This window comes from Phyllobacterium calauticae (assembly GCF_019991125.1).
GTDB classification, from domain to species: domain Bacteria; phylum Pseudomonadota; class Alphaproteobacteria; order Rhizobiales; family Rhizobiaceae; genus Phyllobacterium; species Phyllobacterium calauticae.
Window position 1 is genome coordinate 355,092 of sequence record NZ_JAGENB010000003.1, and the last position, 18,591, is coordinate 373,682.

General features: G+C 60.1%; 12 protein-coding genes. 6 read left to right on the forward strand and 6 right to left on the reverse strand.

Annotated features, from left to right (window positions below):
- The first annotated feature begins 195 nt into the window (after positions 1-195).
- A complete protein-coding gene (gene acs, locus J1W56_RS13595) occupies positions 196-2,148 on the forward strand; it encodes an acetate--CoA ligase (protein WP_223613814.1) in 1,953 nt (650 codons plus the stop codon).
- A 39-nt stretch (positions 2,149-2,187) separates the two neighbouring features.
- Here acs and J1W56_RS13600 read toward each other — a convergent pair whose 3' ends face one another.
- From J1W56_RS13600 to J1W56_RS13610, 3 genes are all read right to left on the reverse strand, one after another.
- Positions 2,188-3,453: an SAM-dependent methyltransferase gene (locus tag J1W56_RS13600; RefSeq protein ID WP_223613815.1), complete on the reverse strand. Its 1,266-nt coding sequence runs from the start codon at positions 3,451-3,453 to the stop codon at positions 2,188-2,190.
- A 355-nt stretch (positions 3,454-3,808) separates the two neighbouring features.
- The gene (locus J1W56_RS13605) at positions 3,809-4,096 is read right to left on the reverse strand and encodes an addiction module antidote protein (RefSeq protein WP_223613816.1); all 288 of its coding nucleotides are present in this window, start codon (positions 4,094-4,096) and stop codon (positions 3,809-3,811) included.
- The gene (locus tag J1W56_RS13610) at positions 4,077-4,391 is read right to left on the reverse strand and encodes a type II toxin-antitoxin system RelE/ParE family toxin (RefSeq protein ID WP_223613817.1); all 315 of its coding nucleotides are present in this window, start codon (positions 4,389-4,391) and stop codon (positions 4,077-4,079) included. Before J1W56_RS13610 ends, J1W56_RS13605 begins: the two co-directional genes overlap by 20 nt.
- Positions 4,392-4,583: 192 nt before the next feature.
- Between J1W56_RS13610 and J1W56_RS13615 the strand changes: the two genes are divergently transcribed.
- Positions 4,584-5,984: an MATE family efflux transporter gene (locus J1W56_RS13615; protein WP_223613818.1), complete on the forward strand. Its 1,401-nt coding sequence runs from the start codon at positions 4,584-4,586 to the stop codon at positions 5,982-5,984.
- A gap of 10 nt (positions 5,985-5,994) precedes the next feature.
- Here the strand turns inward: J1W56_RS13615 and J1W56_RS13620 are convergent, their stop codons facing one another.
- The gene (locus tag J1W56_RS13620) at positions 5,995-6,228 is read right to left on the reverse strand and encodes a DUF1674 domain-containing protein (protein WP_223613819.1); all 234 of its coding nucleotides are present in this window, start codon (positions 6,226-6,228) and stop codon (positions 5,995-5,997) included.
- 115 nt (positions 6,229-6,343) lie between these two features.
- On the opposite strand from J1W56_RS13620, the gene htpX reads away from it, so the two are divergent.
- From htpX to purH, 4 genes are all read left to right on the forward strand, one after another.
- Positions 6,344-7,315, forward strand: coding sequence for a zinc metalloprotease HtpX (gene htpX, locus J1W56_RS13625; RefSeq protein WP_223613820.1), 972 nt, complete (start codon positions 6,344-6,346; stop codon positions 7,313-7,315).
- Positions 7,312-8,691 (forward strand): RsmB/NOP family class I SAM-dependent RNA methyltransferase, encoded by a 1,380-nt coding sequence (locus J1W56_RS13630; RefSeq protein ID WP_223613821.1) that lies wholly within the window; start codon positions 7,312-7,314, stop codon positions 8,689-8,691. Before htpX ends, J1W56_RS13630 begins: the two co-directional genes overlap by 4 nt.
- A gap of 185 nt (positions 8,692-8,876) precedes the next feature.
- A complete protein-coding gene (locus tag J1W56_RS13635; protein WP_223613822.1) occupies positions 8,877-10,586 on the forward strand; it encodes a heparinase II/III family protein in 1,710 nt (569 codons plus the stop codon).
- A gap of 126 nt (positions 10,587-10,712) precedes the next feature.
- On the forward strand, positions 10,713-12,329 hold the full coding sequence (gene purH / locus J1W56_RS13640) for a bifunctional phosphoribosylaminoimidazolecarboxamide formyltransferase/IMP cyclohydrolase (protein WP_223613823.1): 1,617 nt from the start codon (positions 10,713-10,715) through the stop codon (positions 12,327-12,329).
- Here purH and J1W56_RS13645 read toward each other — a convergent pair.
- Entirely contained in the window at positions 12,319-13,686 is a 1,368-nt protein-coding gene (locus J1W56_RS13645) for an MFS transporter (protein ID WP_223613824.1), read from the reverse strand. The two genes, purH and J1W56_RS13645, sit on opposite strands and share 11 nt — an antisense overlap.
- 38 nt (positions 13,687-13,724) lie before the next feature.
- Entirely contained in the window at positions 13,725-18,518 is a 4,794-nt protein-coding gene (locus tag J1W56_RS13650) for an NAD-glutamate dehydrogenase (protein WP_223613825.1), read from the reverse strand.
- Between the last annotated feature and the right edge of the window lie 73 nt (positions 18,519-18,591).

Below are 18,591 nucleotides of genomic sequence, written 5' to 3' on the forward strand. Positions count from 1 at the left end.
AATGGATCGCGCCCCATAACAAAATGTAACGTAATATTACGACGCGTAGCGGTTTGTGTGCGACGGAACGCCGTTCCCTCCGGGGCATTTGTTGTATTTACGCATCGATTTGCATGGTGATAATGAACGCCATGCGCCTCTCTCCCCGGGAGGCATCCGGGTGGAGGCCCGTCAGCTCAGGTTTGGAGGAAATTGATGTCCGAGAAGGTCTACCCCGTGCTGCCAAGCGCGAAGAAGAACGCGCTTATCGACAATGAAACATATCTCGCCTGGTACAAGCAGAGCATCAAGGATCCGGAGAAGTTCTGGGCCAAGCACGGCAAGCGCATCGACTGGTTCAAACCCTATACCAAGGTCAAGAACACCTCCTTCGAGGGCAAGGTCGCGATCAAATGGTTCGAAGACGGCCAGACTAATGTCTCTTACAATTGCATCGACCGGCACCTGAAGAAGCGCGGCGACCAGGTCGCCATCATCTGGGAGGGCGACAATCCCTATCTCGACAAGAAAGTCACCTACAACGAGTTGTATGAGCAGGTCTGCCGTCTTGCCAATGTGCTGAAGAAGCACGGCGTCAAGAAGGGCGACCGCGTGACGATCTATATGCCGATGATCGTCGAAGCCACCTACGCCATGCTGGCCTGCGCGCGTATCGGCGCTGTCCACTCCGTCGTTTTCGGCGGTTTCTCGCCCGATGCACTTGCCGGCCGCATCATCGATTGCGAATCCACCTTCGTCATCACGGCCGATGAAGGCATGCGCGGCGGCAAGCCGATCCCGCTGAAGGACAATACAGACAAGGCCATCGACATCGCTGCCAAGAATTATGTGATGGTGAAGAACGTGCTGGTTGTCCGCCGCACGGGTGGCAAGACCAGCTGGGCGCCCAACCGCGACCTCTGGTATCACGAGGAAATTCTCAGCGTGAAGCCCGAGTGCAAGCCGGAAAAGATGAAGGCTGAAGATCCGCTGTTCATCCTTTACACATCGGGCTCCACCGGCAAGCCGAAAGGTGTGCTGCACACGACAGGCGGCTATCTCGTCTATGCCTCGATGACGCACCAGTATGTCTTCGACTATCACGATGGTGATATCTACTGGTGCACGGCCGATGTGGGCTGGGTCACCGGCCACTCCTATATCGTCTACGGCCCGCTTGCCAACGGCGCTACAACCCTGATGTTCGAAGGTGTTCCCAACTACCCCACCAATTCGCGCTTCTGGGAAGTCATCGACAAGCACAAGGTCAACATCTTCTACACCGCCCCCACGGCCATTCGTGCGCTGATGAGCGCCGGCGATGAGCCGGTCAAGAAGACCTCGCGCAAATCGCTGCGCATCCTTGGTTCGGTTGGCGAACCGATCAATCCGGAAGCCTGGGAATGGTACTATCAGGTGGTCGGCGACAAGCGCTCGCCCATCGTCGATACCTGGTGGCAGACGGAAACCGGCGGTATTCTCATCACGCCGCTGCCGGGTGCCACCGACTTGAAACCGGGTTCCGCCACGCGCCCGTTCTTCGGCGTGCAGCCACAGCTGGTCGACAATGAAGGTGATGTGCTGGAAGGTGCAGCCGACGGCAATCTCTGCATCACCGACTCGTGGCCGGGGCAGATGCGCACGCTTTACGGCGATCACAAGCGCTTCATCGAGGCTTACTTCTCCACCTACAAGGGCAAGTATTTCACCGGGGATGGCTGCCGCCGCGACAAGGATGGCTATTACTGGATCACCGGCCGTGTCGATGACGTGCTCAACGTGTCGGGTCACCGCATGGGCACCGCCGAAGTGGAATCGGCTCTGGTCTCCCATGACACGGTTTCGGAAGCGGCCGTTGTCGGTTATCCCCATGACCTGAAGGGACAGGGCATCTATTGCTATGTCACGCTGATGGCCGGACTAGAAGGCACTGATGAGCTGCGCAAGGAACTTGTTGCGCATGTGCGCAAGGAAATCGGGCCGATTGCCTCCCCGGACAAGATCCAGTTTGCACCGGGCCTGCCCAAGACGCGCTCGGGCAAGATCATGCGCCGCATCCTGCGCAAGATCGCCGAGGACGATTTCGGCTCGCTGGGCGATACGTCGACACTGGCCGATCCGGCTGTTGTCGATGACCTGATCGCCAACCGGCAGAACAAGAAGGGCTGAGCGGCAAGCCGCTACAAAAACCCGAACAAGAGCCGGTCTCTAGCGATAGAGATCGGCCCTTGTCTGCGGCACGGCGGAAATCCCGCGCTTGCGTTTGGATGCGAGCGTCTGGTTGATCTGCACGGTCCCGCGCTCGAACGCCAGCGCGCAGCCGGTCAGGTAGAGCAGCCAGAGCCGGGCTTTTGGCGCACCGACTTCGGCAATCGCCTCGTCAAAGCGGGCATGCAGGCGATCGGCCCAGAGACGGCAGGTCCGGCCATAGTGCTCGCGCAGGTTTTCCACATCGTGAACCTCGAAACCATAACCCTCGAGATTTTCAATGGTCATGCCGAGATGGTCGAGTTCACCGCCCGGGAAGATATATTTCACCAACGCCAGATGCTCGGCACTCTTGCGGCCGAACGTCTTCTTGTTGCGCTTCATGCGCCGGGTGATGGCGTGATGAAGGTAAAGGCCACCCGGTCGCAGCAGACGATGTACGCTGGAAAAATACGTATCGTAATTGGCGATGCCGACATGTTCGAACATGCCGATCGATGAAATCTTGTCGAACTCCTCGTCGAGGTGTTCGTAGGATTTCACGTGAATGGTGATCTTGTCTTCCAGACCCTCTGCCTTGATCCGTTCGCGGGCAAGCGCAGTCTGGGCTTCCGAAAGCGACACGCCGGTTCCGGTGATGCCGTAATGCTTGGCCGCATGGATCAGCATCGCACCCCAGCCGCAGCCGATATCCAGCAGTTTTTCGCCGGGCTTCAAGCGCAACTTGCGGCAGATCAGGTCTAGCTTGGCTTCCTGCGCCTGATCGAGGCTGTTGGCCCAATCGGTGAAGTAGGCACAGGTATAGACCATGCGCTCGTCGAGGAAGAGCTGGTAGAATTCATTCGAGACATCATAGTGGTGGGTAATGGCCGCCTTGTCGGAGCCGCTGACGAAAGGCTTCTGTCCATCGACGCCCGAAGCATCCGTCCCGCGGCCGCCGAGCAGCAAAGCCGGCACGTCCTTCAGCAATTGCCATTTGGGCAGGGTCTTGAGCTTCTGCTTGAACCTGCCCTTGGGCCCACGCTCGACCAGGTCGAACAGCGTGCCGTTCTTCACGTCGATCTGGCCCGAAATCCACAGCTCGACGATCGATCCGATGTTGGGTTTCAGCGCCAGACGGCGCACGGCCATCGGATCGTTGATCGCAAGCACCGGGCCGTCCATGTCGCCGATACGCTCGCCATTCCATAGCTCGACGGCAAATTGCGGCTCCAGCATGTGTAGGACTGTGCGGATGATCCGCGCCGCGCTTTCTTGTGCCGCCATGCAACAACTCCAAATCATAGGCTCCAGCACACTGCTGCCGGAGGTCCGGCAGAACCTATGCGCTTCGTTTCCGGCTGGCAACGCACTTTCACGGGCAGCTGAAAACGGCGATTGAAAATTTTCCCTTGAAACCTGACGCGGCAGACCCCATTCTCAATTTGTGTTCAACGATAGAAAAGGAGGTGATCCGATGTCTCGTGATTTCGCAAACTGCCACAAGGCGTCTGATGCTTTCCATCGGGGATCGTCTCTCCGTTGAATAAGCAACCCTGGCTAGTCCAGGGGTAAGAAGGCCAAACGACAGCTTTGTGCCAGACGGAATTGCGGGGCCACTCTTCGGAGTGGCCCTTTCCGTTCAGGCAGCACGTTTTCCTGTAATCCGGAAACCGATCGCCTTCATGACGGCAATGGTCGTCTCAAGCGTCGGATTCCCGTCCTCGCTCAAAGACCTGTACAGTTGTTCACGCGCCAAGCCGGTTGCACGGGCAATGCTCGTCATCCCCTTGGCGCGCGCCACGACACCCAGCGCTTTTGCAATATGACCTGCATCGCCGGTTTCAAACGCATCGGCCAGGAACACTTCGATTGCATCGTCCGATTTCAAAGCCTCTGCTGGATCATAATCATAAAGCTTTGTCGCCATTGTCGTCTTTCCATTCTGCAGCCAACAGTTTTGCATTGCGTATGTCCTGCTGTTGCGTGCTCTTGTTCCCACCGCACAAGAGAATGACAATCTCGGAATTGTGCCGTTTGAAATAAACGCGATAGCCGGGTCCGTAGTGAATGCGCAACTCGCAGACGCCCTGTCCGACTGACAAAACATCACCAACCAGACCATTGGCCAAACGGAACAGCCGGGCAGCAATCGCAGCTCTTGCCCTGTCGTCTCTAAGCGTCCGCTCCCATCTCCGATAGGTGTCCGTCTGTTTGATCTGCATTAAAAATGTATTTTTTAAATTACAATATGTCAATTCCTCCAAGTATTAATCGGATGACATTCCAAATGAAACCAACGCCAGATTGTATCCGTGATGCACTTTGCTCTTTCCAAAATTGATGATACCAAGATTTCTGCCTGAAAATGGTGCACTCTGCCTCTATACGAGGCAATTCCCTCGGAAAGACCCACGATGTCCGCCCTCTCGACCCCAAACGCAGCACCGAAGCGTGCATGGCGTGACGAAATCGTTGCAATGCTGTCCTTGAGCTGGCCGATGATTCTCACCAACCTGGCTCAGACCGCCATGACGGCAACCGACGTCATGATGATGGGCTGGGTCAGCGCGCACACGCTGGCCGCAGGGGCGCTTGGTACCAACCTCTATTATGTTCCGATGATCTTTGGCCTTGGTCTCATGCTGGCGACATCACCGATGATGGCGCGCGAGCTTGGCCGCAACAAACACACCGTCCGGGAAATCCGCCGCACCGTGCGCCAGGGCCTGTGGATTGCGGTGACGATCTCCATTCCCATCTGGCTTGTCCTGTGGAACACCCAGTCGATCCTGACGGCCATGGGGCAGGATCCGGCGCTTGCAGCCGAAGCAGGCGCCTATGTCAGGGCCCTGCAATGGGCAGCCCTGCCGTTCTATTGCTACATCGTCGTCCGTTCATTCCTCGCAGCACTCGAGCGTCCCGGCTGGGCGCTGGTGATCGCCGTCCTCGCCGTGATGTTCAATGCCCTGGCAAACTGGTGCCTGATCTTCGGCCATTTCGGTTTCCCCAAACTCGGCATCGTCGGCTCGGGCATTGCCACGACGCTGTCCTCCGCGCTGATGTTCATCGGTCTTGTCATTGTCGTTTTGCGCGACCGGCAGTTTCGCCGCTACCGCCTGTTTGGCCGGTTCTGGCGCGCCGACTGGGCCCGCTATCGCGAACTCCTGCGCCTCGGCCTTCCCATTGCAGCGATCCTCAGCTTTGAAGTGACCATTTTCAACGCGGCCGCCTTTCTGATGGGCATTATCGGGCCCGATTCCCTTGCCGCCCATGCTATTGCCATCCAGATCGCGTCGATCAGCTTCATGGTGCCCATGGGCTTTGGCCAGGCCGCCACGGTGCGCATTGGCAGGGCCTACGGCGCACAGGACCGGGATGGTATCAAGCGGGCGGGCTGGGTGGCATTTGCAGCCGGCACAGGCTTCATGGTTCTGACAGCGCTGCTCATGCTCCTGGCGCCCCACCAGCTCATCCGCGCATTCATCGACGTCAGCGATCCGGCCAATGCGCCGGTCGTATCCCTCGCAGTGTCGTTTCTGGCTTTTGCCGCGCTTTTTCAGATATTTGACGGCGGGCAGGCCGTTGCCAGCGGCATGCTGCGCGGCCTGCATGACACGACGATACCGATGATCTATGCGGCCATTGCCTATTGGGGCATCGGCCTGCCGCTCTCGGTCGCCTTCGGTTTCTGGCTGAAGCTGGAAGGTGCAGGCATCTGGCTCGGCCTGCTGTCCGGCCTGGCTGCCGCCGCCATTCTGCTGATGAGCCGTTGGCTGCGGCGGGAAAAACTGGGCATCGAAATCATCCGGCACTAGGCCGGCGGGATCAGAAATCGATGGTGCGGCCCTTGATTTCCCAATCGCCGAAGCGGGCGGGATCCTTGCCGCCGCGCCCACCGATCTCCCGCGGCTGGCCGGCTTGTTGTTCCTCGGCCTTGCGGCGCGCCTCAGCTTCCAGCAATGCGCGCTGTGCGGCAGGCGGCAGTTGATCGAAAGGCTTACCTGACGGCTGCTCGCCGGTCTCGGCCTGCGGCGTCTCCGATGTCTGGTCGCTGGTCATTCTGGTCTGTCCATCATTGAAGCTTGCTGTGTGAAACACCATCATATACCGGAAGATGTCGAACAAAAGGAATGATCTTGATACGTGAAATGTTCACAATGCGGGGAATGACACCATGAATGTAATGCGCACTGGAATGCTGCTCGCCTTCATGACCGCCTTGTTCATGGGCGTCGGTTTTCTCATTGGCGGCACCGGCGGCATGCTGATTGCCCTCGTCGTTGCGACAGGCATGAATCTCTTCAGCTACTGGAACTCCGACAAGATGGTCCTGCGGATGTACAATGCCGTCGAAGTCGACCGGAACAATGCCCCGGAATATTACGGCATCGTGCGCGATCTCGCCGCGCGCGCTGGCTTGCCCATGCCACGGGTCTATCTCATCGAAAATGATCAGCCGAATGCTTTCGCCACGGGACGCAATCCGCAGAACGCCGCGGTGGCCGCGTCTACCGGACTGCTGCATCGACTGTCACCGAACGAGGTTGCAGCTGTCATGGCGCACGAGCTGGCGCATGTCGAGCACCGCGATACCCTGACCATGACCGTCACAGCCACCCTCGCCGGAGCAATCTCCATGCTTGGCAATTTTGCCATGTTCTTTGGCGGTGGCAATCGCAACAACAACAATCCCCTCGGTTTCATCGGCGTTCTCGTTGCCATGATCGTTGCGCCGTTCGCCGCCATGATCGTGCAGATGGCCATCAGCCGGACGCGGGAATACTCGGCGGACCGGCGCGGCGCTGAGATTTGCGGCAACCCGCTGTGGCTCGCCTCCGCACTCAACAAGATTGCCCGCGGCGCCAAGGAGATCGTCAACGAGGAGGCCGAGCGCAACCCGGCCTCCGCGTCGCTCTTCATCATCAATCCATTGAGCGGCCAAGGAGCTGACAATTTGTTCTCCACCCATCCGAGCACCGAAAACCGTGTCGCGGCCTTGCAGGCCATGGTGGAAGAGTTTCGCCAGCGTCCTGCCGCACCACAGCCAATGGCAACGCCGGCTGCTCCCGCACAGGAGGAGCCTCAGGACGAGACGCCGTCCCCCTGGGGCCGTGACGGTTCCTCGCGCAAAGGCCCATGGGCATGAGCGCGGGACAGGAGAGAAAGCGGCCATTCGGCAAGAAGAACAGCACCTCAAATTACCACGAGGCCGAAGACCGGCCGGGGCTGGCGGCGCGCCAATGTGCAACCCGGCTGCTGGGTGCCGTCATTGAAAAGCAGACCTCGCTGGACGGCCTTACCGACAACAGCAACGGTCATCCGCAATACATGGCGCTTGACGACCGCGACCGGTCGCTGGTTCGCGCTATTCTCGGTGCTGCCCTGCGCAATCGCGGCGCCATTGAAGCAGCCATCGGTCAGCTGATCGACCGGCCGCTGCCCGAAAACGCCGTTGCCCTGCGTCACTTGCTGCACGTGGCCGCCGCACAGATTCTCTATCTCGATATCCCCGATCGCGCCGCTGTCGATCTGGCGGTGACCGCCGCCAACAACGATCCACGCAACCGCCGTTTCGCTTCGATGGTCAATGCCGTGCTGCGCCGCCTGTCGCGCGAGCGAGACACTCTCGTTTCGAATGCGAGCAACGTACCGGCGTGGTTCGAAGATGGCCTGATCGCCGCCTATGGCAAGGAAAAAGCCAAGGCTATTCTGGATATTCAGAGCAAGGAACCGCCCATTGACCTCACCGTCAAGGGTGATCCGCAGGAATGGGCGGAGCGCCTTGGCGGCATTGCCCTCCCGACCGGGTCGGTGCGCATCGCCCAGGTCGATGGTGCGCTGACCAGCCTTGCAGGCTTTGCGGAAGGCGACTGGTGGGTGCAGGATACGGCAGCTAGCCTTCCTGCAAAACTCTTCGGCGACATCAAGGGAAAGCGTGTTGCCGACCTTTGTGCCGCTCCCGGCGGTAAGACGGCGCAATTGGCGCAGGCCGGCGCGCATGTCACGGCGCTTGACCTGTCGGCCAATCGGTTGAAACGCCTGCGATCAAACCTTGAGCGCCTGCAGCTCGCGGCGGAAACCGTGGAAGCCAATCTCGCCGCCTATACTCCAGCCGAGCCGTTCGACGCGGTTCTGCTCGATGCGCCCTGCTCCTCCACCGGCACCGTGCGGCGCCATCCCGACGTTCCGTGGACGAAGTCGCCGGCCGATATCCAGAAGCTGGCAACGCTTCAGGCCAAGCTGCTCGATCATGCTGTTACACTGGTGAAACCCGGCGGCGTCGTGGTCTTTTCCAACTGCTCGCTCGATCCGCTGGAAGGCGAAAAGGTTGCCAACGATCTTCTGGCCAAGAATCCGTCCATCGAATTGCTGCCCGTAAGCAAGGACGAGGTGGGCGGGCTTGCCGAACTGATCACCCCGGAGGGCTATGTGCGTTCCACACCGGCTGACCTTGCCAACGATGATCCGGCCCTCTCAGGCATGGATGGTTTCTTCGCTGCACGTTTTCGCCGGAAAGATTAAAATCAAATACTAAAATTTTAACTGTTTTGGTTGCATAGTCCCGATTTGTCGTCGATGGGTTGAAACCAAAGCAATGATTTCAGGGAGCCGGGACAGGATTCCGCCATGCGGGACATGTTTCGCGAACATGCGTAACAGCAGACTGAAGTGCGCCGGAATGCGGCGAAGCGAGGAAATGCCGCGAGATGGTCGCTTTTAGCGAAACACCGCAACTTTGGGGACTTGCGACTGCGCAATTGTGGCGCCGTTTTCGCAGGCGCTTGCGCATGGGGCCACTGTTTCGCTGGCGTTTCACCGGGTTCACCCCCGAACGCGTGCTGATTGCACCGCAGGATTTGCGCCCAGCCGACCCGCAGCTTGCAGAAGAGTTTTACCACGGTCGCTTTGCCCTTGCCGGCCGGGTGGTTGAAACCGGCGGGCGCTCGCCCTTCATCGTCGAGCCACCCAATGCCGCCTGGCAGGCGGCGCTGCACAATTTCGGCTGGCTGCGCCATATGCGTGCTTCCGGCACCGAACTTGCAACAGCCAATGCCCGCGCGCTGCTCAGCGACTGGATAGCGACCCACGGACGCTCGATCGGCGGCCCTGCCTGGGCTCCCGAGGTCACAGCCCAGCGCATTATCGCCTGGCTCCAGCATTCCAGCCTCATCCTGGCGGGTGCAGACCTGCGCGCATACCGGCAATTCATGCGTTCGCTCGCCACCCAGGTGCGTTATCTGAGGACCATGGCCGCCGTAATGGACGATGGCGAAGAGAAACTGCGCGCCCGCATTGCGCTTGCCTTTGCCGCGCTGGCGCTGCCCGTTTCATCCAATACGGCGCGCTCGGCCCGTCGCAATCTCGAGTTTGAGCTCATTCACCAGATCCTGCCGGATGGCGGGCATATCTCCCGCAATCCGCTGACGGTGCTCGAGCTTCTGGCCGACCTTCTTCCCCTGCGCCAGACCTATGCCAGCGGCACCGAGGCACCGCCGAAGGCGCTGATGGAAGCCATCGAGCGCATGCTGCCCGCGTTGCGTTTCTTCCGCCATCACGACGGCAACCTGGCCCTCTTCAACGGCGTCGGCGCGACGATGCCCGAACGCGTCATCGCCGTTCTGCGCCACGACGATATTGGCGGCCTGCCCCTGACCCATGCGCTGCATTCGGGTTATGAGCGGCTCTCGATGGATTCGACCACCATCATTGCCGATACCGGCCTTGCGCCGCCGGTCACCGCGTCGCGCGACGCCCATGCCGGGTGCCTGTCTTTCGAAATGTCATCCGGGCGCAATCGCTACATCGTCAATGCCGGTGTCGACCGCTACGGTCCGGAAGAATTCCGCCCGCTGGCGCGCTCCACCGCTGCGCATTCCACCGCGACGATCAATGACACCTCGTCATGCCGTTTCAGCGCGACCTCCGGGCTTTCCACCATGATCGGCACGCCGATCATCGCCGGGCCGACAAAAGTGAATGTGGAGCGGATCGAACGGCCCGGTGCGGTTGGTTTCGTCGCCAACCATAATGGCTATGTCCGGCCATTCGGCATCTACCACGAACGCCAGATCGTCCTGTCGCACAATGGCAGTGTCATCGAGGGCATCGACAGTTTCTTTGCCGCCGGCCGCAATCCGCTGCGCGGGACCGGCCGCGAAAATGTGGTCATCCGCTTTCATCTCCATCCGGCGGTCAATGTCAGTGTCGATGATAACGGCCTGATCATCCTGCAGGTGGACAATGACGATATCTGGATGTTTTCCGCCACCGTTCAGCCCTTCATCGAAGACTCGCTGTTCTTCGCCGGGTTCCGCGGGCCGGTCAAAACGCGCCAGATCACGCTTTCGCTGAGTGCGGCGCAACTGCCGGAAGTGGAATGGCAATTCACCCGGACATCCCTCGGCGCCTATGGCTGACCCCTTGTGGTGGGGAAAACCGCCCCAATTCGTCTGAATATGCGATCGGAAGTAGGATTCCTTGGCTGCCTGTGCTAACCGGCTGTCCAAATCCCCCAAACTTTCCCGCTGAGGACGAATTCTCCCATGGCCGTCACTGCAAAATCCATTCCCGCTCCGAACCTTCATCCCGTCAAGCGTGCGCTCATTTCGGTTTCCGACAAGGCGGGCCTGACAGCCCTCGCCCATGCGCTGCACCGGCACGGTATCGAAATACTGTCGACGGGCGGTACATCCAAGACCATTGCGGCGGAAGGCATTCCGGTCATTGATGTTTCCGAGGTTACCAATTTTCCCGAGATCATGGATGGCCGCGTCAAGACCCTGCACCCCAAGGTGCATGGCGGCCTTTTGGCGGTGCGCGACGATCCGGAACATGCTGATGCCATGCAGGCGCACGGCATCGGTGCCATCGATCTGGCTGTCATCAATCTCTACCCCTTTGAAGAGGTTCGCCATTCCGGTGCCGACTACGCCAATATCGTCGAGAACATCGACATTGGCGGACCGGCCATGATCCGCGCCGCAGCAAAGAACCATGCCTATGTCGGCGTGGTCACTGATACCGGCGACTACGAAATGGTGATTGCCATGCTCGACAAGCACGAGGGATCACTGCCCTATTCTTTCCGCCAGAGTCTGGCTGCCAAGGCCTATGCCCGCACGGCAACCTATGATGCGGCCATTTCCGGATGGTTTGCCGAAGCGCTGATGACCGAGACGCCATCGCGCCGGGCCATCGGCGGCCACCTGCATTCCGTCATGCGCTACGGTGAAAACCCGCATCAGTCCGCCGGCTTTTATCTCACCGGCGAAAAGCGTCCCGGCGTTGCAACGGCAACCCAGCTGCAGGGCAAGCAGCTTTCCTACAACAACATCAACGATACCGACGCAGCTTTCGAACTGGTTGCCGAGTTCGATCCGGCCCGCACCTCGGCCGTCGCTATCATCAAGCATGCCAACCCCTGCGGCGTGGCCGAGGGCGCGACACTGAAGGAAGCCTATCTCAAGGCGCTGGCCTGCGATCCCGTTTCGGCCTTCGGCGGCATTGTCGCACTCAACAAGACACTCGATGCGGATGCGGCAGAAGAAATCGTCAAGACGTTCACCGAGGTGATCATCGCGCCGGATGCAACACCGGAAGCCCAGGCAATCGTTGCCGCCAAGAAAAACCTTCGCCTGCTCGTCACCGGCGGCCTGCCCGATCCGCGTGCATCCGGTATCACCGCAAAGACTGTTGCCGGCGGCATTCTCGTCCAGTCACGCGACAGCGGCGTGGTCGACGATCTCGATCTGAAGGTCGTGACCAAACGCGCGCCAACCGAACAGGAAATGACCGACCTGAAGCTTGCCTTCCGTATCGCCAAACACGTCAAATCCAATGCCATCGTCTATGTGAAGGATGGAGCGGCGGTCGGCATCGGCGCCGGTCAGATGAGCCGCGTTGATTCCGCACGCATTGCCGCCCGCAAGGCGGAAGATGCTGCTGAAGCCGCCGGATTGGCGACACCCCTGACCAAAGGCTCGGTCGTCGCCTCCGACGCGTTCTTCCCCTTCGCCGACGGATTGCTGTCAGCGGTCGCCGCCGGGGCCACGGCCGTCATCCAGCCCGGTGGTTCCATGCGGGACGAGGACGTTATCGCTGCGGCCGATGAACACGGCATTGCCATGGTATTCACCGGCATGCGCCATTTCAGGCACTAAGCCTTGCCGGAATTGCGGCCGGATAGGGTGTTCGCAACAGGACAGCCAGTCCGGCCAGCAGGAAGACGATGATCATCGCCATGCCGAGGCGTGGCGATCCGCTCAGCGCTGTCACAGTGGCAACCATAAATGGCGCGAGAAAACTCGTAGCCCGCCCCGACAGGGCATAGATGCCGAAATAGCGGCCGGCTTCGTCGATCGACACGCTGCGGGCCATGTAGGACCGCGACGATGCCTGCACCGGGCCGAAGGCAAGCCCGATGAGAAGCCCGAACACGATGAAGGCCTTCTCGGCGGGTGTCTTGAACAGCCCGCCCGTATCGGCGCCGGTCAGCGGCAACAATCCAAACAGCGTGTAGCCGGGCCCAGTCGACACGATGCCGATGGCCGCGATGGTCAATAGCAGCAGCGAGATCACCACCACCGCCTTCGAGCCGATCCGCGTATCGAGCCAGCTCGCTGCAAGGCAGCCGAAAATCGCAACGACATTCAGGATGATGCCGTAGATGCCGATCTCCACGGTTGCCCAACCGAACATGATCGCGGCAAATGCCCCGCCAAGGGCGATCAGGGCGTTGACGCCATCCTGGTAAATCATGCGGGCGATCAGAAAGCGGAAGATGCCCGGGCGCCGGCGCACCTCGCCAATGGTGGATTTCAACTCCGCAAGCCCCCCGCGCACCGCCTTGCCGATGGGCAGCCCTTTTGCGCTGTCGGGCGTGAACAGGAACATCGGCAGCACGAAAACCAGATACCACAGTGCTGACAGCGGTCCGGTTGCGCGGTCGCCCTCGCCTGCAGCGGGATCAAGCCCCAGGATCGGCTGCCATCCCAGCATGGTTTTTCCGGTTTCCGGCGAGCCGGCCATGAAGGCGACGACAAAGATCAGCACAATCATGCCGCCGAGATAACCGAGTCCCCACGCCATGTTGGAAATGCGCCCGATATCCTTTTCCGGCACCAGCCGCGGCATCATGGAGTCGTTGAAAACAATGGAGAATTCCGCAGCAATCGATGCCAGGGAAAAGAAGATCAGCGGAGCAATGAGACTTGAACCCGGCGCGGCGAACCACAGCATCGACAGGGCAATGATCTGGATGACGGCAAAGAAGCCGATCCACGGCTTGCGCGCGCCGGTCTGATCGGCAATCGACCCGAGGACGGGTGACAGCACAGCAATGACGAGGCCTGATATGGCTATGCCATAGCCCCAGGCCGCCTGGCCGATGGCGGGATCACTCGCCATCCGCGCAACAAAATAGGGACCGAAGATGAAGGTCGTGACGACGGTGAAGAATGGCTGCGCCGCCCAGTCGAAGAGCATCCATCCCCAGATGCCCCGTTTAGACGCAGCCATGACGTTTCCTTCCCCTGATCCGGTCCCCCCAGCCTGTTTTAGGACAGGTCGGAAAGCAATCCGGCGGCAACGGCGAGACGCGAGACCGTGAGGTCCCCGCCCTCGACGATATTCGCCATACGCTGACGCACTTCATCGACCTGCGTGCCGCGTCCGGCCAGCCATTCCTTGGCCGGATCGGACTTCTTGCCGTGCTCGCTGAGTGCCGCCACGGCAATACCGCGCCGCGCCTGCGAAATCAGGTCGGATGCACGCGCCAACGCGATGCCGTCATAGTAGTCCGCGACGGAAACACCCCGCGCCGCTTCGACGATACGGCCGATGCGGAACGCTTCGGAAATATCGAAATACGCCTTGGCCGCACTGGCAATGTCGGTACCGGCCTGTTGGGCGACGGCAGCGATATCCGGAATGATCGGCGCGATTTCCAGCCGGGCGAGCTGAGCCGCCAAGGCCGCAGGTGCACCTTGCCCGGCGTAATAGGCCGTATCGTCGCGCAGCTGGCTGCTCATGGACAGCGGCAGCAGCTTCTCCAGTTTGGGCTGCAGCGTGCTGCGGGCCGACTTGATTTCCTTGATTGCCGCCTCCAGGCCGATACCGCCGGTCCGGTTGCGCAGGACCCACGCCGTTGTCCAGTTGAGCATCTGCGCCACCTTGGCATAGAACCCGTTCTGCACATCACCCGGCAAAGCATTGTCGAGCGCATCGATATCGGCGAACAGCCCATCGACCTCAAAACCGTCACGCACGATCACATAGGCCCGGACGATATCCGGTGCCGACTGCCCCGTCAGATCGGCAAGACGGCTGACAAAGGTCGGGCCGCCGCGGTTGATGGCATCATTGGCGAGTTGGGTCGCAATGATTTCCCGGCGCAGACGATGCGTGCGGATTTCCTCGCCGTAGCCTTCCTTCATCTGCTTCGGGAAGTAATCGAGCAATCCCCGTTCCAGATAGGGATCATCCGGCAGGTTGCTGGCCAGCAGTTGGTCGGACAGCACGATCTTGGCATAGGCGAGCAGGACACCGAGTTCGGCGCGGCTGAGTGCTATGCCATCAGCCTGCCTTTCGGCCAACGCCTTGTCATCCGGCAGGGTTTCCACCTTGCGGTTCAACAGCTTCCGGGCTTCCAGCTCGCTCATGAACCGCGACTGATAGGCAAGATCGGTCAACCCGCGCCGCTGCGCCAGCGACAGTGCCAGCGTCTGCAGATAATTGTTGCGCAGGACGAGATGCCCTACTTCGTCCGTCATCGATTCGAGCAGCGTGTCGCGCTTGTCGCGCTGCAGTTTTCCCGAACGCATGGCCTGCGCAAGGGCAATCTTGATGTTGACCTCGACGTCAGAGGTGTTCACACCGGCCGAATTGTCGATGGCGTCGGAATTGCAGCGCCCACCGGCGAGACCGAACTCGATGCGCGCCTTCTGCGTCACGCCAAGATTGGCACCCTCACCGATCACCTTGGCCCGCACATCAAGCCCGGTGATGCGGATGGCGTCATTGGCGCGGTCGCCCACTTCGGCATCCGTCTCGAAGCTGGAGCGGATATAGGTGCCGATGCCACCGAACCACAGGAGATCGACCGGTGCTTTCAGGATGGCCGTCATGATTTCGAACGGCGTTGCCGTGGTCTTGGCAAGGCCGATCACCTTGGCGGCTTCCTTCGACAGGGTAATCGACTTCTGCGAACGGGAGAACACGCCGCCGCCAGCCGAAATCTTCGACTTGTCATAGTCCTGCCAGCTCGAACGCGGCAGGTTGAACAGGCGCTGCCGCTCCTTCAGGCTGGCTTTGACGTCAGGCTCCGGATCAATGAAGATATCGCGGTGGTCGAACGCAGCAACGAGTTTCGTCTGCGGTGACAGCAGCATGCCATTGCCGAAGACGTCGCCGGACATGTCGCCGACGCCAACCGCCACAAACGGTACTTTCTGGATATCCGTGCCGATTTCGCGGAAATGCCGTTTCACGGCTTCCCAGGCACCGCGAGCGGTAATGCCCATCTTCTTGTGGTCGTAGCCGGCCGAACCGCCCGACGCAAAGGCATCGTCCAGCCAGAAATCATGCGCCTGGCTGATGGCATTGGCGGTGTCGGAGAACGTCGCCGTGCCCTTGTCGGCAGCCACGACGAAATAGGGATCGTCCCCGTCCAGCCGCAGGATATTTTCCGGCGGCACAACGGTTTCACCGTGCAGGTTGTCGGTCACCGACAACAGTGTCGCGATGAAGGTGATGTAGGCCGAACGCCCCGCTTCGAAGATCACATTGCGGTCGCCGCCCGTCGGCAGGCGCTTCGGATAGAACCCGCCCTTGGCGCCAACCGGCACGATGACGGCATTCTTGACCTGCTGTGCCTTGACGAGGCCCAGCACTTCCGTGCGGTAGTCCTGTGCCCGGTCCGACCAGCGCAGCCCGCCGCGGGCGACCGGACCAAAGCGCAGGTGGACACCCTCGACTTCGGGGCCATAGACAAAGATTTCGCGATAGGGCCGTGGCTCCGGCAGATCATCGAGCGCGCGCGGGTCGAGCTTGAAGGCCAGCGTCACACGTTCGCTGCCATCCTCTTCCGGCGCAAAGGCATTGGTGCGCAATGTCGATTCGATCAGATTGAGGAAACGGCGCAGGATGCGGTCATCGTCAAGGCTCGGCACACCCTGCAGTGCCTCTTCGATGGCAGCGCGAATCGTTGCCTGTTTGCGGTGCGATTGCGTCGCCGCACCCTTTTTCGGATTGAGCCGCTGCTCGAACAGATCGAACAATTGCTTGGCAATCGCCGGGTAGCGGTTGAGCGCAATGGCGATGTAATCCTGCGAATAGGGAATACCGGCCTGTTGCAGATAACGGCCATAGGCGCGCAGGATGATGATCTGGCGTGCCGTCAACTGCCCGGTCAATGCGAGCGCATTGTAGCCGTCATTGTCGGAAGCGCCGCCCCATATGTTGCGGAACACATCTTCGAACAGGTCGCCATTGTCTCTGAGATCGATGGAGGACCCGGATGTGCTGACCAATTCCATGTCATGCACGAAAAGCGGGCTGCCATCGGCAGCAGGCAAGGCAAACGTCTGCTCGCTGATCACGCGGAAGCCCATGTTCTCGAGCAGCGGCACGCGCTGGGACAGGGCGACGGCCGAGCCGTAGTGATAGATTTTCAGCGACGCCGCATTGGCGCCATCGGTCCGGTGACGGTAGAAATCAACAAACAGCGGATTGGTCCGCGACAGTCCGGCAATCCGGCTGGCATCGATCAGCGCTTCATCCGGCGAAAAGTTTTCGCGGTAGGAATCGGGGAATACCGCGGCGAGCGACGAGAACTCCGCCAGGCCGCTGCGGTCGCCAACTTCGGCGACTGCGTCTTCCCAGGTGCGGACAATCGACCGGACGGTTTCTTCCAAAGCCTCGCGCTTGACCTTGGGGAAGTCATTCTCCGCATGGCCGATGATGAAATGGACACGCGCCAGATTGCCTTCCGGAAATGCCGGATAATAGGCGGAAACATGTCCCTCATAGGTTGCCGCGAGATAGGAACCAACCTTTTCGCGCACGATGGAATCGTAACGTTCGCGCGGCACGTAGACGATGATGGAAGCAAACCGGCCGAAAGGATCGATACGCGGCAGGACACGCACACGCGGGCGCTCGCCCAGGGCCAGAATGATCTCGGCATTGCGGGTCAGTGTCTTGACGTCGATCTGGAAAAGATCGTCGCGCGGATAGCTCTCAAGTACCTTGATCAGCTGCTTGCCCGAGTGATCCTCGCGGTTGAATCCGAGGCGGCTGATGACACTTTCCGTCTTCGAACGCAGATAGGGGATCTTCAGCACGGAACGGGTATAGGCCCCGGAGGTGAAAAGGCCGACGAAGCGCAATTCGCCGCTCACCTTGCCATCGGCGTCATAGGTCTTGACGCCGATGTAATCCATGTAGCCGCGGCGATGCACCAGCGACTTGGTGTTCGCCTTGGTGACGATCAGCGGCTCGGGACCGGTGAGGAACGCGATGATCTGCGGCGTGGTCGTCACGCCCTGGTTGCCGCGCTTGAGCACGCGCACATCGGGATCACGCAGAATACCAAGCCCGGGTTTGCCCGAACGCTCCAGTTCGCCCTGGCTGCCGTCGCCCTGATAATCGTATTCGCGCACGCCGAGGAAGGTGAAATTGTTGTCGCGCAGCCATTCGAGGAATTCGACCGCCTCTTCGGCGGCGGCTTTCTTCATCGGCGTCTTGCCGGTCTTGTAGGCTTCGATCGCATCGCCGAGACGCGCAACCATGGCGGCACGGTCATTCACCGCTTCGCGCACCTGCTTGAGCACGAGATTGAGCGCTTCAACCATGATTTCACGTACGGGTGCATCCAGTGCCGGCACATGAATCTGCATCACGGAGACGCGGGCTTCATCCTTGCCCGGTTTGTCGGGTCCTGCAGCACCGATAACCGCGCCGCTTTTCCGGTCCACGTCCATCACCGGATGCAGCACCAGATAGACCGAGCTAACCCGTTCGCTGATCTCGCCCAGAACCGAGTCGAGCAGGAAGGGCATGTTATCGTTGATCAGGGTGACGACCGTAACCGGCCTGCCATCACGGGAAACCGTGCTGCCATCGGAAAGGTCGATCAGGGGCTTTCCCGATTTGAACCGGCTCAGTGCATCCTCGGCAAGCCTGGCAGACGTTCTCAGCGCCCCTGCATCGTAGTCAGCAAGGTCTTCTGCCGGCGCCCGCGCAAACAGCAGTTCTTCAAACAAACCGGGTGCTTGCTTCTTTTCTTTCGTGGCTTTTGCTGTTTTTGATTTCAGAGCGGCTTTCGCGCCCGATTTTGTTGTTGAAGCCATCAGATTCTCTCCCTGAACAGGCATTTTGGCTCATCATAGCCACTGAAATTGCATTTTCGACTGCAAACTGCAC

Coding starts and splice junctions, on each gene's coding strand:
- acs (WP_223613814.1), top strand. CDS start 196: ATGTCCGAGAAGGTCTACCCCGTGCTGCCAAGCGCGAAGAAGAACGCG.
- J1W56_RS13615 (WP_223613818.1), top strand. CDS start 4,584: ATGTCCGCCCTCTCGACCCCAAACGCAGCACCGAAGCGTGCATGGCGT.
- J1W56_RS13635 (WP_223613822.1), top strand. CDS start 8,877: ATGGTCGCTTTTAGCGAAACACCGCAACTTTGGGGACTTGCGACTGCG.
- J1W56_RS13600 (WP_223613815.1), bottom strand. CDS start 3,453: ATGGCGGCACAAGAAAGCGCGGCGCGGATCATCCGCACAGTCCTACAC.
- J1W56_RS13610 (WP_223613817.1), bottom strand. CDS start 4,391: ATGCAGATCAAACAGACGGACACCTATCGGAGATGGGAGCGGACGCTT.
- purH (WP_223613823.1), top strand. CDS start 10,713: ATGGCCGTCACTGCAAAATCCATTCCCGCTCCGAACCTTCATCCCGTC.
- J1W56_RS13650 (WP_223613825.1), bottom strand. CDS start 18,518: ATGGCTTCAACAACAAAATCGGGCGCGAAAGCCGCTCTGAAATCAAAA.
- J1W56_RS13630 (WP_223613821.1), top strand. CDS start 7,312: ATGAGCGCGGGACAGGAGAGAAAGCGGCCATTCGGCAAGAAGAACAGC.
- J1W56_RS13605 (WP_223613816.1), bottom strand. CDS start 4,096: ATGGCGACAAAGCTTTATGATTATGATCCAGCAGAGGCTTTGAAATCG.
- J1W56_RS13620 (WP_223613819.1), bottom strand. CDS start 6,228: ATGACCAGCGACCAGACATCGGAGACGCCGCAGGCCGAGACCGGCGAG.
- htpX (WP_223613820.1), top strand. CDS start 6,344: ATGAATGTAATGCGCACTGGAATGCTGCTCGCCTTCATGACCGCCTTG.
- J1W56_RS13645 (WP_223613824.1), bottom strand. CDS start 13,686: ATGGCTGCGTCTAAACGGGGCATCTGGGGATGGATGCTCTTCGACTGG.